Genomic DNA, 13424 nt, shown 5'->3' on the forward strand with positions numbered 1-13424 from the left:
AATCAATATTACACGAAGTTCGTGCTCCACGAACTTCGTGTAAAAAATTCAGGCCGCTTTCCGCCCGCTGGCCAGCAGCACGCGGCAGGCCATGTCGCCCACCTTGCGCAGGGCCACCAGGTGCGCAGGGGTCCAGTCGCCGCCCACGCCGATGCGCAGGCAGTTGCGAAAGCGCCCACTGGCACTGAACACGGTGCCGGGGGCGATCAGGATGTGCTCGCCCAGGCAGGCCTCGTGCAACTGCACCGAATCGAGCGCACGCGGCAGCTCCACCCACAGCAGCATGCCGCCGGGCGGGTCGCTGACCCGCGTGCCCGGCGGAAAGTGCGCGCCGATGATGTGGCGCACCTCGTCGAGCCGCGCCGCCGCGGCAGCACGCAGCTGGCGCATGGCGGCCGCATGCCCGCTCTGGTTGATCAGGTCGGCCAGCGCCAGCTCCAGCACGGCGGACTGGCCACCGGCCTGCATGTCCTTGATGCTGCGCAGCTGTTCGGTCCAGCGCCCTGCCTCGACCCAGCCCAGGCGCAGGCCCGGGGCCAGGGTCTTGGAGAACGAATCGCAGAGCATCACGTGGCCCGTGGTGTCGTAGGACTTGACGGTGCGGCGCATCTCGTCGGGCTCGGCCAGGTCGGTGTAGATCGCATCCTCGATGACCGCCATGCCATGGCGCGCGGCCATCTGCGCCAGGCGTCGGCGCTCGGGTTGCGGCATGCAGCTGCCCAGCGGGTTGCTCAGCGTGGGCACCACCATCAAGGCCTTCACGGGCTGGGTATCGAGGGCGAGCTGCAGCGCGTCGAGCGAGATGCCGTGGCGCGGGTGGGTGGGGATCTCCAGCGCCTTGAGGTGCAGGCCCTGCAGCACCTCGAGGAAGGAGAAATGCGTGGGCGACTCCAGCGCCACCACGTCGCCCGGCTGGGTGACGGCGCGCAGGCACAGGGCGATGCTGTCCATGCAGCCGCCGGTGATCACGATGTTCTCGGGGTCCAGGCTGCAGCCCAGGCCCACGGCATAGCGCGCCAGGGCGCGCCGCGCCTCTTCCTGCCCGGCCGAAGACGGGTAGGTGCACAGCAACTGGCGGTTGCGCTGCACGGCGCGCACCACGGCGCGGCGCACGCGGTCGGGGTTGAGCATGTCGGGACCCGGCGTGCCGCTGCTGAAGGAGAGCATGTCCACCGGCTGGGCGCGGCCCATGATGCGCTGGCCCAGCCAGTCCACCGAGACCTCGCGCGGGCGGCGCAGCGGGCGCGGGGTGGTCGGCTCTGGCAGGTTGACCGGGCGCGCCGCCACGAAGAAGCCCGAGCGCGGCCGCGCGGTGATCAGGCGCGCATCCTCGAGCCAGTGGTAGGCCTGCACCACCGTGCTCTGCGCCACGCCGCGCTGGCGGGCGAGTTCGCGCACCGAGGGCATCCTCTCGCCGCGCGACAGGGTGCCGTTGCGCACCAGTTCGGCCAGCTGGGCCGCGATCTGCAGGTACAGGGGCGTGGTCTCTTGGGCGTCCATGGGTCCATTCTGTACTGCCCAAGGCAATCATGGCCAATACAGATGGCCCCGAAACAGTACAGCACAGAGGCCTGTGCGCACGCATCTGTGCTGTACCAGCTCGGTGCGCGCTGTGGCTGGCGACGGATGCCGCCGCGCAGCACAGTGCAAGGCATGAACACCACCACCCTGCCCTCCCCCTGCCCCCCTCCGACCACCACGGTGCAGCCGCTGCGGCCCCAGGCCCTGGCGCTGCGCTGGAACCGCCAACCCCTGCCGCCACCGCAGGCGGTGCAGACACTCGAATTCCGCGCAGGCGAAACCGCCCTGCTGGAGGTGGAGCAAGGCCGCGTCTGGGTGACCTGCGACGGCCTGCTCGAAGACTATTTCCTGGAAGCGGGGCAGCGCCTGAGCTTCACCGGGCCGGTGCGGCTGCGCGTGAGCGCCGAGGGCCAGCGCCCTGCGCGCCTGAACTGGGCGTGCCTGCGCGCCAGCGATGCGGCCGGCCGCGCCGCCACCCCGCAGGCCGGTGCGCTGCCTGCCGCGGGCCTGCGCATGCGCGCGGCCTGACGAGCCCTGTCAGCCCCGCGCCGGGGGCACGGGCATGAGCCGCAGCTCGGCGGCGCGTGCGTGGGCCTGCAGGCCCTCGCCATAGGCCAGTTCGGCCGCGATGGTGCCCAGGGCCTGGGCCCCGGCCTCGCTCACCTCGATGAGGCTGCTGCGCTTTTGGAAGTCGTACACCCCCAGCGGCGAGCTGAAGCGTGCCGTGCCGCTGGTGGGCAGCACGTGGTTGGGGCCGGCGCAGTAGTCACCCAGGCTCTCGCTGGTGTAGGCCCCGAGGAAGATGGCCCCAGCATGGCGCAGCAGCGGCTCCCAGCGGTGCGGCTCGTTGCTGCTCACCTCCAGGTGCTCGGGGGCGATGCGGTTGCTGATGGCGCAGGCCTCTTCCATGCTGCGCGTGTGGATCAGCGCGCCGCGGCCATTCAGGCTCTTGGCGATGATCTCGGCGCGCGGCATGCTGGGCAGCAGGCGGTCGATGGCCTTCTGCACGGCGTCGAGGTAGGCCGCGTCGGGGCACAGCAGGATGCTCTGCGCCAGCTCGTCGTGCTCTGCCTGCGAGAACAGGTCCATGGCCACCCAGTCGGCCGGGGTGCTGCCATCGGCCAGCACCAGGATTTCGCTGGGGCCGGCGATCATGTCGATGCCCACGGTGCCGAACACGCGCTTCTTGGCGCTGGCCACGTAGGCGTTGCCCGGGCCGGTGATCTTGTCGACCTTGGGCACGGTGGCCGTGCCATAGGCCAGGGCCGCCACGGCCTGAGCGCCGCCGATGGTGAAGGCGCGCGTGACGCCGGCCACGTAGGCCGCGGCCAGCACCAGTTCATTGCGCTCGCCTTGGGTGGACGCCAGTTGCGCGCCCGAGCCCCCGGTGGCCACGCTGCCGCGCACGGGCGTGGGCACCACCATGATGATCTCCTGCACGCCGGCCACGTGGGCGGGGATGGCGTTCATGAGCAGGCTCGACGGGTAGGCCGCCTTGCCGCCGGGCACGTAGATGCCCACGCGGTCGAGCGGCGTGACCTTCTGGCCCAGCAGGGTGCCGTCCTCGTCGCGGTAGCTCCAGCTCTCGCCCGAGGCCTTCTTCTGCGCCTCGTGGTAGCTGCGCACGCGCCGGGCAGCGGCCTGCAGGGCATCGCGCTGGGCGGCGGGGATGGCGTCGAAGGCGGCCTTGAAGTCGGCCTGCGTGAGTTCCAGGGCCGCCATGGACTCGGCGGCCAGGCCATCGAAGCGCGCCGTGTAGTCGAGCACGGCGGCATCGCCGCGCGCCTGCACGTCGGCCAGGATATCGGCCACGCGCTGCTCGATGGCCGCATCCGTGTCGGCGGACCAATGCAGGCGATCGCGGAAGGCGGCTTCGAAATCGGCGCTGTCGGTGCTCAGGCGGATGGGCTTGGCTTGCATGGCTTTCGGGTCTCTATCGCAGTGGGAAATCGGTGGTTCGTTCAGGCGCGCGCCGCGGTGGCCGCGGCAAACGCATCGATGATGCGCCGCAGCGGGGCCTGCTTGAGCTTGAGTGCGGCCTGGTTGACGACCAGGTAGGAGCTGATGTCCATGATGCGCTCGACTTCCACCAGGTGGTTGGCCTTGAGGGTGTTGCCGGTGGACACCAGGTCGACGATGGCGTCGGACAGGCCGATCAGCGGCGCCAGCTCCATGCTGCCGTAGAGCTTGACCATGTCCACGTGCACACCCTTGGTGGCGAAGAAGTCGCGCGCGATGGAGGTGTACTTGGTGGCCACCTTCAGGCGCGAGCCCTGCTTGACGGCGCGCTCATAGTCGAAGTCGTTGCGCACGGCCACGCTCACACGGCACTTGGCGATCTGCAGGTCCAGCGGCTGGTACAGGCCCTGGCCGCCGTGCTCGATCAAGGTGTCCTTGCCGGTCACGCCGATGTCGGCACCGCCGTACTCCACGTAGGTGGGCACGTCGGTAGCCCGCACCAGCACCACGCGCACGTCGGGCTGGTTGGTGGGCAGGATGAGCTTGCGCGACTTCTCGGGGTCTTCGAGCACTTCGATGCCGGCGGCAGCCAGGAGCGGCAGGGTCTCGTCGAAGATGCGGCCCTTGGACAGGGCGAGGGTGATCATGGTCATGGGGGTTCTCTCTTAGGACATGCGCTCGATGTCGGCGCCGATGCCGCGCAGCTTGGCTTCCATGCAGTCGTAGCCACGGTCCAGGTGGTAGATGCGGTCCACCACGGTTTCACCATCGGCCACCAGGCCGGCGATGACCAGGCTGGCCGAGGCGCGCAGGTCGGTGGCCATGACGGTCGCACCCGACAGGGGCGGGTCCACGGCCTCGGCGTTGCCCAGGCCCTCGATCACGGCCACCTTGCCGTCGGTCTGGATGCGGGCGCCCAGGCGCACCAGCTCATCCACGTGCATGAAGCGGTTCTCGAAGATGGTCTCGGTCACCGTGGAAGTGCCCTGCGCCACGCAGTTGAGGGCCATGAACTGGGCCTGCATGTCGGTGGGAAAGCCCGGGTATTCGGTGGTGCGAAAGCCCTGGGCGCGCAGCTTGCCGGCGCCGGGGCTCTGCACGCGGATGCCGGCCTCGACGGCCTGCACCTGCACGCCGGCCTCGCGCAGCTTGTCGATCACCGCGTCGAGGTGGTCGGCGCGGCCATGGCGCAGCACCACGTCGCCGCCCGTGGCGGCCACGGCGCACAGGAAGGTGCCGGCCTCGATGCGGTCGGCCACCACGCGGTGAGTGCAGCCGGACAGGCGCTCCACGCCCTGGATGCGGATGCGGCTGGTGCCGTGGCCCTCGATCTTCGCGCCCATGGCGATCAGCATCTCGGCCAGGTCGATGATCTCGGGCTCCTGCGCGGCGTTCTCGAGCACGGTCTCGCCCTCGGCCAGCGCGGCGGCCATGAGGAAGTTCTCGGTGCCGGTCACGGTGACCATGTCGGTGGTGATGCGTGCCCCCTTCAGGCGCGTGGCGCCCGCTGGCAGCTTCGCGATCATGTAGCCGTGCTCGACGACGATCTCGGCGCCCATGGTGGCCAGGCCCTTGATGTGCTGGTCCACCGGGCGCGAGCCAATGGCGCAGCCGCCGGGCAGGGACACGGTGGCCTCGCCGAAGCGCGCCAGCAGCGGCCCCAGGGCCAGCACCGAGGCGCGCATGGTCTTGACCAGCTCGTAGGGCGCCTCGGGCGTGTTCAGGCCGCTCGCGTCGATGCGCACGGTGCCGTCAGGGGCACGCTCAGCCGCCACGCCCATGTTGCGGATCAGGGTGAGCATGGTGCTCACGTCCTGCAGCTGGGGCACGTTGAGCAGGGTCACCGGCTCGGCCGTGAGCAGCGCGGCGCACAGTTCGGGCAGCGCGGCGTTCTTGGCGCCGGAGACCAGCACCTCGCCCTGCAGGGTGCGGCCGCCACGGATGAGGAGTTTGTCCATCGCGAAACCCGTGAAAAAGTAGTGGGAGGTGCCGTGGGCGCAGTCGCCGCTCAGCGCGGCTGCGCCGCCCATTCGGCGGGCGTGAAGGTCTTCATGGACAGGGCATGCACCTCGTCCGTCTGCATGCGCGTGCCCAGCGTGGCGTACACGCGCTGGTGGCGCTGGATGGGGCGCTTGCCCTCGAACTCGGCCGAGACGATGGTGGCGTACCAGTGGCGGCCATCGCCCTGCAGGTCGAGGTGCTCGCAAGCCAGGCCGGCGGCGATGAGGTCTTTGAGTTGGTCGGCGGTCATGGGTGGGGCGTGGTGGTCTGCGTCATCCGGGGCGGGCGGCAAGGGTACCGCGAACCGCCTCCGGGCGGTTCAGTATCGGTCAATGGCGGATCTTGTAGCCCGTGCGCAGCAGGTGCACGGCCAGCCAGCTGACCGCGAGCCAGGCGACGCCGACGATGGACAGGCTGAGCCAGGGCGAGGTGTCGCTCTGGCCGAAGAAGCCGTAGCGGAAGCCGTCGATCATGTAGAAGAACGGGTTCAGGTGGCTCACGGTCTGCCAGAACGGCGGCAGGGACTGGATGGAGTAGAACACGCCGGACAGGAAGGTCATCGGCACGATCACGAAGTTCTGGAACGCCGCCATCTGGTCGAACTTGTCGGCCCACAGGCCGGCGATGAGCCCCAGCGTGGCCAGCAGCGCGGCCCCCAGGAAGGCGAAGGCCAGGATCCACAGCGGCGCGGCGAACTCGGGCCGCGCGAAGGCGATGGTGACGAGGAACACCCCCAACCCCACGGCCAGCCCGCGCACGATGGACGAGCCCACGTAGGCCACGAACCAGGCCCAGTGCGACAGGGGCGTGAGCAGCACGAACACCAGACTGCCCATGATCTTGCTCTGGATCAGGCTCGACGAGCTGTTGGCAAAGGCGTTCTGCAGCACGCTCATCATGACCAGGCCGGGCACCAGGAAGGCGGTGTAGCTGATGCGGTCGTAGACCTTCACATGGTCTTCGAGCACGTGGCCGAAGATCAGCAGGTACAGCACGGCGGTGAGCACCGGGGCGGCCACGGTCTGGAAGCTGACCTTCCAGAAACGCAGCACCTCCTTGTAGAACAGGGTCTGCCAGCCGGTCATGCGCGCACCTCCACGGGGGCCGCGGTGGGCGCAGGCGGGGGATGGGACGAGGAGGTGCCGGCCATGACCTGCAGGAACACGTCCTCCAGGTCGGGGCGGCGGATCTCCATGTCGTGCACCTCGACGCCGGCCAGGCGCAGGGCGGCCAGGTGCTCCTCGATCTCGCGCGCGTCATGGGCCGGCATCTGCACGATGCGCCCGGTGACGCGCGCCAGGCGCGCGAGCGCAGGCGGCAGGTCCACGTCGGCCTTGAACTGCAGCACGTTGCCCGAGGCAGCCTTGAGCAGGTCGCTGGTATCGGCCAGGGCCACCACCTGCCCGGTCTTGAGCATGGCGATGCGGTTGCACAGGGCCTCGGCCTCTTCGAGGTAGTGCGTGGTGAGCAGCACGGTGTGCCCTTCCTTGTTCAGGCGGGCGATGAATTGCCACAGCGTCTGGCGCAACTCCACGTCCACCCCCGCGGTGGGCTCGTCGAGCACGATGATGGGCGGCTTGTGCACCAGCGCCTGGGCGACGAGCACGCGGCGCTTCATGCCGCCCGACAGCTGGCGCATGTTGGCGTTGGCCTTGTCGGTGAGGCCCAGGTGGTGCAGCAGTTCGTCGATCCAGGCGTCGTTGTTCTTGACGCCGAAATAACCGGACTGGATGCGCAGCGCCTCGCGCACGTTGAAGAAGGGGTCGAAGACCAGCTCCTGCGGCACCACGCCGAGCTTGCGGCGCGCCAGCGCGAAATCCGCCTGCACGTCGCTGCCCTGCACCAGCACGCGGCCATGGCTGGGCCGCGCCAGGCCGGCGAGGATGCTGATGAGAGTGGTCTTGCCGGCGCCATTGGGGCCGAGCAGTCCGAAGAACTCCCCTTCCTCGATGTCCAGGCTGACCTGGTTGAGTGCCTGGAAAGGGCCTTTGGGGGTGTCAAAGGTCTTGGAAACGGCTTGGAATGAGACTGCGGGCATGAGCCGCTGATTTTAAGGCCTGGTGCACAAACCTGCTGTGCCGGCCCCGGGAACCCCTGCCGGACGGGTCAGGCCGCTGGCAGCAGGTCGGCGACGCCGTACAGGCCGGCCATGCTGTTCAAGGCTGCAGGCAGGCCCTGCACGGCGAAGGTCTTGCGGTCCGAGAGCGCCTCGCGCCGGCACTCGAGCAGCACCGCCAGCGCAGAGGTGTCGAACACCGCCAGCGCCTGGGCGTCCACGACCACGCTCGGTTCCTTGTGCACCTTGAGGCCCTGCAGGAGCATGCGCAGGCACGCTGGTGCCTGGCGGTGGGTCAACTCCTGCGGAAGGACCAGCACGGGCATGGAGGCAGCCCCCGCGTCAGCCCTTGGTACCGGCATTGGACTTGTTGCGCGCCTCGAGCGAGGCGATCAGGCCATCCACGCCCTTGGCGTTGATTTCCTGCGCGAACTGGCCCTTGTACGTTTCCACCAGCCACACGCCGAGCACGTTGAGGTTGTAGATCTTCCAGCCTGCGCCGTCGCCCGGGGTCTTTTCCAGGCGGTAGTCGAGCTGGATCGGGTCACCCCGGCCCACGATCTCGGTGCGCACCAGCACGTCCTTGTCGGCCGGATCGGCACGCAAGGGCTTGACCAGGATAGTCTGGTCGTTGACCTGGGCCAGCGCACCCGCATAGGTGCGCACCAGCAGGATCTTGAATTCGTCCTGCAGGCGCTTTTGCTGCTCGGGCGTGGCCTGCCGCCAGCCCGGCCCCACGGCGGCGGCGGTCATGCGGCGGAAGTTCACATTGGGCATGACCGTCTTGTCCACCAGCGCGATCACCTTGGAGATGTCGCCACCCTGGATGGACTTGTCAGCCTTGACCGTGTTGAGCACGTCGGTGGACAGGCGCTTGATCAGGGCGTCGGGGGCTTCGTCGGCAGCAGCAGCCGACAACGGCAGGCCCAGGGAGGTCACAGCCACCAGGGTCAGGGCCATGTGGCCCATGAGTCGTCGGTTCATCATCATCGTCATCATCTCGTCTTCTTTCATGGGGGCGGGCAAGGCACCCTTGATTTCATTGTGGGCGCTCAATGCCTGCCATGTGCTTCTGCCCGGTAGCGGATTGCAAGCAAGTGCAACACCCCGCCGAGCTTGAATCCTCCGCCGGTTCAGCGGGTTTTGGTATTTGCCGGTGGGGGCTCCTCGGGCAGCACGCCGTCATTGGCGTCGCGGTCGCTGTCGTCCTTGTCGTATGGGGCCGCCCCGGCCTGGCTGCGCACCTGCAGGAACACATCGCGCGTGAAGCTGTATTTGTCGAGCGCCGCGCTGTCGAGCACCGAACCGGCGCGCAGCAGGTTGGCACGCGCGTCCACCGCGCGCAGGGCGTACAGCGAATTGCGGGCCGAGGTCGGGTCCACATAGCGCACGGGGTTGCCCACCATGTCCACCGGCAGCGCGAAGGTATCGCGCACGGTGGACGGACCCAGGATGGGCAGGACCAGGTAGGGGCCGGTATCCACGCCCCAGCGGCCCAGCGTCAGGCCGAAGTCCTGGCGGTAGCGGTCGATGCCGATCTCGCTGGCCACGTCAAGCACGCCGCCCAGACCGAGGAAGGTGTTCACGTTGACGCGCATGAAGCTGGAGGCAGCACCTTCGAGCCGGAACTGCAGCACGTTGTTCACGAAGGACCAGACGTCGGTCAGGTTGGCAAAGAAGTTGCTCACCCCGGTGCGCACGGGAGCGGGCGTGACTTCCTTGTAGGCCGTGGCCACGGGCTTGAGCACGATGGCATCGACCTGTTCGTTGAACTTGGTGACGCCGCGGTTGTAAGGCTCCAGCGGGTCGCGCGGATCGTTGCGCGGGCCGCTCGCACAGCCCACCAGCAGGGCCAGGCCCAGTACGGCCACCAGCGCGCGGCCGGCGCGGCGCAGCGTTGCAGCGCCATCCGCGCCGTGGTTGTCATCGTCGCGGGCAGTGCCCGCTTGCATCCTGTTCATCATTTTTTGCCACCTGCCCCTGCGGGCTTACTGCCGTCTTCGGCTTTGCTGTAAAGAAATTGTCCAATCAGGTTTTCGAGCACCACGGCAGACTGCGTGGCGGTGATCGTGTCTCCCGCTGCAAGGTTCTTCTCGTCGCCACCGGCCTCGATGCCGATGTATTGCTCACCCAGCAGGCCGCTGGTAAGGATCTTGAGCGAACTGTCCTTGGGGAACGCATAGCGGTCCTGCATGGCCAGGGTGACGCGCGCCTGGTAGGTCTTGTCGTCGAAGCTGATCGACTCGACCCGGCCCACGACCACGCCGGCGCTGCGCACGGCGGCCTGGGGCTTCAGGCCGCCGATGTTGTCGAAGCGCGCGTTTAGCTGGTAGCCACGCTGGAAATTGAGGCTCAGCAGGTTGGCCGACTGCAGGGCCAGGAACACCAGTGCCGCGATGCCCAGCATCACGAACAGGCCTACCCAGACATCATTCTTGGAGCGTTGCATCGTTAAGGTCTCTTTTCTTCGTCTGCCGGCAGCCCGGCATCAGATGCTGAACATCATGGCGGTGAGGAGGAAGTCCAGCGCCAGCACCGCCAGCGAGGCCATCACCACGGTGCGCGTGGTCGCGCGGGACACCCCTTCGGGCGTGGGCTTGGCGGAATAACCCTGCAGCAACGCCACGAAGGTGACGGTGATGCCAAAGACAACGCTCTTGGCAACACCGTTGCCGACGTCCTTCCAGACATCCACCCCGCCCTGCATCTGGCTCCAGAAGGCGCCGGGGTCGATGCCGATCAGCACCACGCCGACCACCCAGCCACCGATCACGCCGACCGCGCTGAAGACCGCGGCCAGCAGCGGCATGGTGATCACGCCGGCCCAGAAGCGCGGCGCCAGGATGCGGCGCACGGGGTCCACCGCCATCATCTCCATGGCGCTGAGCTGCTCGCCCGCGCGCATGAGCCCGATCTCGGCCGTGAGCGAGGTGCCCGCCCGGCCGGCGAACAGCAGCGCCGTGACCACGGGCCCGAGTTCGCGCACCAGCGACAGCGCCACCAGCATGCCCAGCGCCTCGGACGAGCCGTAGCGCTGCAGCGTGTAGTAGCCCTGCAGGCCGAGCACGAAGCCCACGAACAGGCCCGAGACGGCGATGATGGCCAGCGAATAGTTGCCCAGGAAGTGCACCTGGTCGCGCACCAGCGAAGGCCGCAGAAAAGTGGCCCCGAACAGGCGCACCAGGCGCACGAACAGGTGGGCCGCAGCGCCTATGTCCGCGAGCTGGCTGCGCACGGCCAGGCCCACGTCGGAAGGTTTGTACCAGCTCACAGGCCTATCCCCCCGGCAGGGCCGAAATCCTGCTCTGCCGTAGGCCCCGGGTAATGGAAGGGCACGGGCCCGGTGGGCAGTGCGTGCACGAACTGGTGCACCAAGGGGTCTTTGCTGGCGCGCACCTCGTCGGGCGTGCCCTGCGCGGCGACCACGCCCTCACCCAGGATGATCACGTGGTCGGCCAGGCGGAAAGTTTCCTCCAGATCGTGCGAGACCACGATGCTGGTGAGCCCCATGGCGTCGTTGAGCTGGCGGATGAGCTGGGCGGCCGTGCCCAGGGAAATCGGGTCGAGCCCGGCGAAAGGCTCGTCGTACATGACCAGTTCGGGGTCGAGCGCAATGGCCCGGGCCAGCGCCACGCGCCGCGCCATGCCGCCCGAGATCTGGCTGGGCATGAGGTCGCGCGCACCCCGCAAGCCCACGGCATTGAGCTTCATGAGCACCACGTCACGGACCAGCTCTTCGGGCAGCTGCGTATGCTCGCGCAGCGGGAAGGCCACGTTCTCGAACACGTCGAGGTCGGTGAACAGGGCGCCGAACTGGAACAGCATGCCCATGCGCCGGCGCGCCGTGTACAGGGCGGTCGCATCCATGCGCCCGACGTTCTGGCCGTCGAACAGCACCTCACCCTGCTGGGCCTGCTGCTGCCCGCCGATGAGGCGCAGCACCGTGGTCTTGCCCCCGCCCGAGGCCCCCATGAGCGCCGTGACCTTGCCGCGCGGCACGGTCAGCGACACGTCGCGCAGGATGGCGCGGTCACCATAGGAGAAGGTGACGTTGCGCAGTTCGGCAAAGGGCGAAGGCTCGGGCATCAATGAGGAACAGAGGGGCAGGTATCAGAAAACGGCGGTCCACACGCAAGGCAAGCCATGCGCGCAAGACAGCAGCGATGGTAGCCGAATCAACAAACATACATACATGTATGTTTGCATTTTTCCCATACGGCGTTGCAGGCGGTGTCCGGTATGCCAGTGTCTGGTATTCCCGGAGGGACATTGCTTCCAATTGTGCCTACATCCGGCGTCGCGCGTGCGCAACGGTTTTTTCCCGGTGTCTCCTCCTGCACGCGCCATGAAAAACGGCGCCGCTCGGGCGCCGCTCTCAGCCATTGACCTGCCAGCAATCAGCGCGGCAGGTCCGAGTAGCCCATGAGGAACTCGTCGACCGAGCGCGCAGCCTGGCGGCCTTCGCGGATCGCCCAGACCACCAGGGACTGGCCACGGCGGATGTCGCCGGCAGCAAACACCTTGGGGGCGCTGGTGGCATAGCCGCCATCGAACTCGGTGGTGGCACGGGCGTTGCCGCGGGCATCCTTCTCGACGCCGAAGGCTTCGAGCACGGCGGCGACGGGGCTCACGAAGCCCATGGCCAGCAGCACCAGGTCGGCCTTGAGGATCTTCTCGGAGCCCGGGACTTCGACCATCTTGCCGTCCTTCCACTCCACGCGCACGGTCTTGAGGCCGGTGACCTTGCCCTTCTCGCCAATGAACTCCTTGGTGGAGATGGCGAACTCGCGCTCGCAGCCCTCTTCGTGGCTGGAGCTGGTGCGCAGCTTGATCGGCCAGTAGGGCCAGGTCATGGGGCGGTTTTCGACTTCGGGAGGCTGGGGCATCAGCTCGAACTGGGTGACGCTGACCGCGCCGTGGCGGTTGCTGGTGCCCACGCAGTCGCTGCCGGTGTCGCCGCCACCGATGACGATGACGTGCTTGCCGTCGGCGCGCAGCTGGTTCTTGAGCTTGTCGCCGGCGTTGACCTTGTTCTGCTGGGGCAGGAACTCCATGGCGAAGTGGATGCCATCGAGGTCGCGGCCGGGCACCGGCAGGTCGCGGCTCTGCTCGGCACCGCCGGTGAGCAGCACGGCGTCGAACTCGGCCTGCAACTGCTCGGGGGTGATGGTCTCCTTGGCCCAGTTGGTGACCTTGGAGCCCTTGCCCAGGCCGTCCTTGGCCGCGCCGACGAAGACGCTGGTGCGGATGGTGACGCCTTCGGCCTTGAGCTGCTCGGCACGGCGGTCGATGTGCGACTTCTCCATCTTGAAGTCGGGGATGCCGTAGCGCAGCAGGCCACCGATGCGGTCGTTCTTCTCGAACAGGGTCACCTCGTGGCCGACGCGCGCCAGCTGCTGGGCCGCAGCCATGCCGGCCGGGCCGGCACCGATCACGGCGACCTTCTTGCCGGTCTTGTGCTTGGACGGCAGGGGCTTGACCCAGCCCTCTTCCCAGGCGCGGTCGATGATCGCGTGCTCGATGGACTTGATGCCCACGGCGTCATCGTTCACGTTAAGCACGCAGGCCGCCTCGCAGGGCGCGGGGCAGATGCGGCCGGTGAATTCGGGGAAGTTGTTCGTGCTGTGCAGCACGGCAATGGCGCTCTTCCAGTCGGCCTGGTAGACCAGGTCATTGAAGTCCGGAATGATGTTGTTCACCGGGCAACCGCTGTTGCAGAACGGCGTGCCGCAGTCCATGCAGCGCGCGCCCTGTACCTTGGCCTGGGACTCATCGAGCCCGATGACGAATTCCTTGTAGTGCTTCAGGCGCTCGCCGACGGGCTTGTAGCCCTCTTCGATGCGCTCGTACTCCATGAAGCCGGTGGTCTTTCCCATGATTGCGTGTC

15 protein-coding genes are annotated in these 13424 nt (G+C 68.0%); 1 reads left to right on the top strand and 14 read right to left on the bottom strand.

The annotated features are described in order from the left end of the window. Positions 1 to 48 precede the first annotated feature (48 nt). Positions 49 to 1500, bottom strand: coding sequence for an aminotransferase-like domain-containing protein (locus AC07PA_RS20745; RefSeq protein ID WP_494608713.1), 1452 nt, complete (start codon positions 1498 to 1500; stop codon positions 49 to 51). Positions 1501 to 1653: 153 nt separating this feature from the next. On the opposite strand from AC07PA_RS20745, the gene AC07PA_RS20750 reads away from it, so the two are divergent. Next, the gene (locus tag AC07PA_RS20750; protein ID WP_007855749.1) at positions 1654 to 2049 is read left to right on the top strand and encodes a DUF2917 domain-containing protein; all 396 of its coding nucleotides are present in this window, start codon (positions 1654 to 1656) and stop codon (positions 2047 to 2049) included. A gap of 9 nt (positions 2050 to 2058) precedes the next feature. Here AC07PA_RS20750 and hisD read toward each other — a convergent pair whose 3' ends face one another. The 13 genes from hisD to AC07PA_RS20815 form a co-directional block, all read right to left on the bottom strand. Further along, positions 2059 to 3441: a histidinol dehydrogenase gene (gene hisD, locus AC07PA_RS20755; protein ID WP_494608714.1), complete on the bottom strand. Its 1383-nt coding sequence runs from the start codon at positions 3439 to 3441 to the stop codon at positions 2059 to 2061. A 41-nt stretch (positions 3442 to 3482) separates the two neighbouring features. Next, on the bottom strand, positions 3483 to 4127 hold the full coding sequence (gene hisG, locus AC07PA_RS20760) for an ATP phosphoribosyltransferase (protein ID WP_108016683.1): 645 nt from the start codon (positions 4125 to 4127) through the stop codon (positions 3483 to 3485). An 18-nt stretch (positions 4128 to 4145) separates the two neighbouring features. Continuing rightward, complete coding sequence (gene murA, locus AC07PA_RS20765) at positions 4146 to 5438, bottom strand: UDP-N-acetylglucosamine 1-carboxyvinyltransferase (RefSeq protein WP_494608715.1); 1293 nt, start codon at positions 5436 to 5438, stop codon at positions 4146 to 4148. A 50-nt stretch (positions 5439 to 5488) separates the two neighbouring features. Continuing rightward, entirely contained in the window at positions 5489 to 5731 is a 243-nt protein-coding gene (locus AC07PA_RS20770; protein ID WP_007855755.1) for a BolA family protein, read from the bottom strand. Between the two features lie 79 nt (positions 5732 to 5810). After that, positions 5811 to 6566: an ABC transporter permease gene (locus tag AC07PA_RS20775; protein ID WP_007855757.1), complete on the bottom strand. Its 756-nt coding sequence runs from the start codon at positions 6564 to 6566 to the stop codon at positions 5811 to 5813. After that, on the bottom strand, positions 6563 to 7519 hold the full coding sequence (locus tag AC07PA_RS20780) for an ABC transporter ATP-binding protein (RefSeq protein ID WP_494608716.1): 957 nt from the start codon (positions 7517 to 7519) through the stop codon (positions 6563 to 6565). The genes AC07PA_RS20775 and AC07PA_RS20780 overlap by 4 nt, the downstream gene beginning before the upstream one ends. A gap of 68 nt (positions 7520 to 7587) precedes the next feature. After that, positions 7588 to 7857, bottom strand: coding sequence for an STAS domain-containing protein (locus AC07PA_RS20785; RefSeq protein ID WP_035203965.1), 270 nt, complete (start codon positions 7855 to 7857; stop codon positions 7588 to 7590). A 22-nt stretch (positions 7858 to 7879) separates the two neighbouring features. After that, positions 7880 to 8524: an MlaC/ttg2D family ABC transporter substrate-binding protein gene (locus tag AC07PA_RS20790; RefSeq protein ID WP_494608762.1), complete on the bottom strand. Its 645-nt coding sequence runs from the start codon at positions 8522 to 8524 to the stop codon at positions 7880 to 7882. Between the two features lie 146 nt (positions 8525 to 8670). After that, entirely contained in the window at positions 8671 to 9501 is an 831-nt protein-coding gene (locus AC07PA_RS20795; RefSeq protein WP_494608718.1) for an MlaA family lipoprotein, read from the bottom strand. Then, positions 9498 to 9986: an outer membrane lipid asymmetry maintenance protein MlaD gene (mlaD, locus tag AC07PA_RS20800; RefSeq protein ID WP_494608719.1), complete on the bottom strand. Its 489-nt coding sequence runs from the start codon at positions 9984 to 9986 to the stop codon at positions 9498 to 9500. The genes AC07PA_RS20795 and mlaD overlap by 4 nt, the downstream gene beginning before the upstream one ends. 39 nt (positions 9987 to 10025) lie before the next feature. Continuing rightward, positions 10026 to 10808 carry a lipid asymmetry maintenance ABC transporter permease subunit MlaE gene (gene mlaE, locus AC07PA_RS20805; protein WP_007855767.1) on the bottom strand — a complete coding sequence of 261 codons (783 nt, stop codon included), beginning with the start codon at positions 10806 to 10808 and terminating at the stop codon, positions 10026 to 10028. Beyond that, complete coding sequence (locus AC07PA_RS20810; RefSeq protein WP_494608720.1) at positions 10805 to 11623, bottom strand: ABC transporter ATP-binding protein; 819 nt, start codon at positions 11621 to 11623, stop codon at positions 10805 to 10807. The genes mlaE and AC07PA_RS20810 overlap by 4 nt, the downstream gene beginning before the upstream one ends. 311 nt (positions 11624 to 11934) lie before the next feature. Further along, positions 11935 to 13413 (bottom strand): glutamate synthase subunit beta, encoded by a 1479-nt coding sequence (locus AC07PA_RS20815; RefSeq protein WP_145694533.1) that lies wholly within the window; start codon positions 13411 to 13413, stop codon positions 11935 to 11937. Positions 13414 to 13424: the final 11 nt, after the last annotated feature.

It is taken from the genome of Acidovorax sp. GW821-FHT09B03 (genome assembly GCF_059418305.1).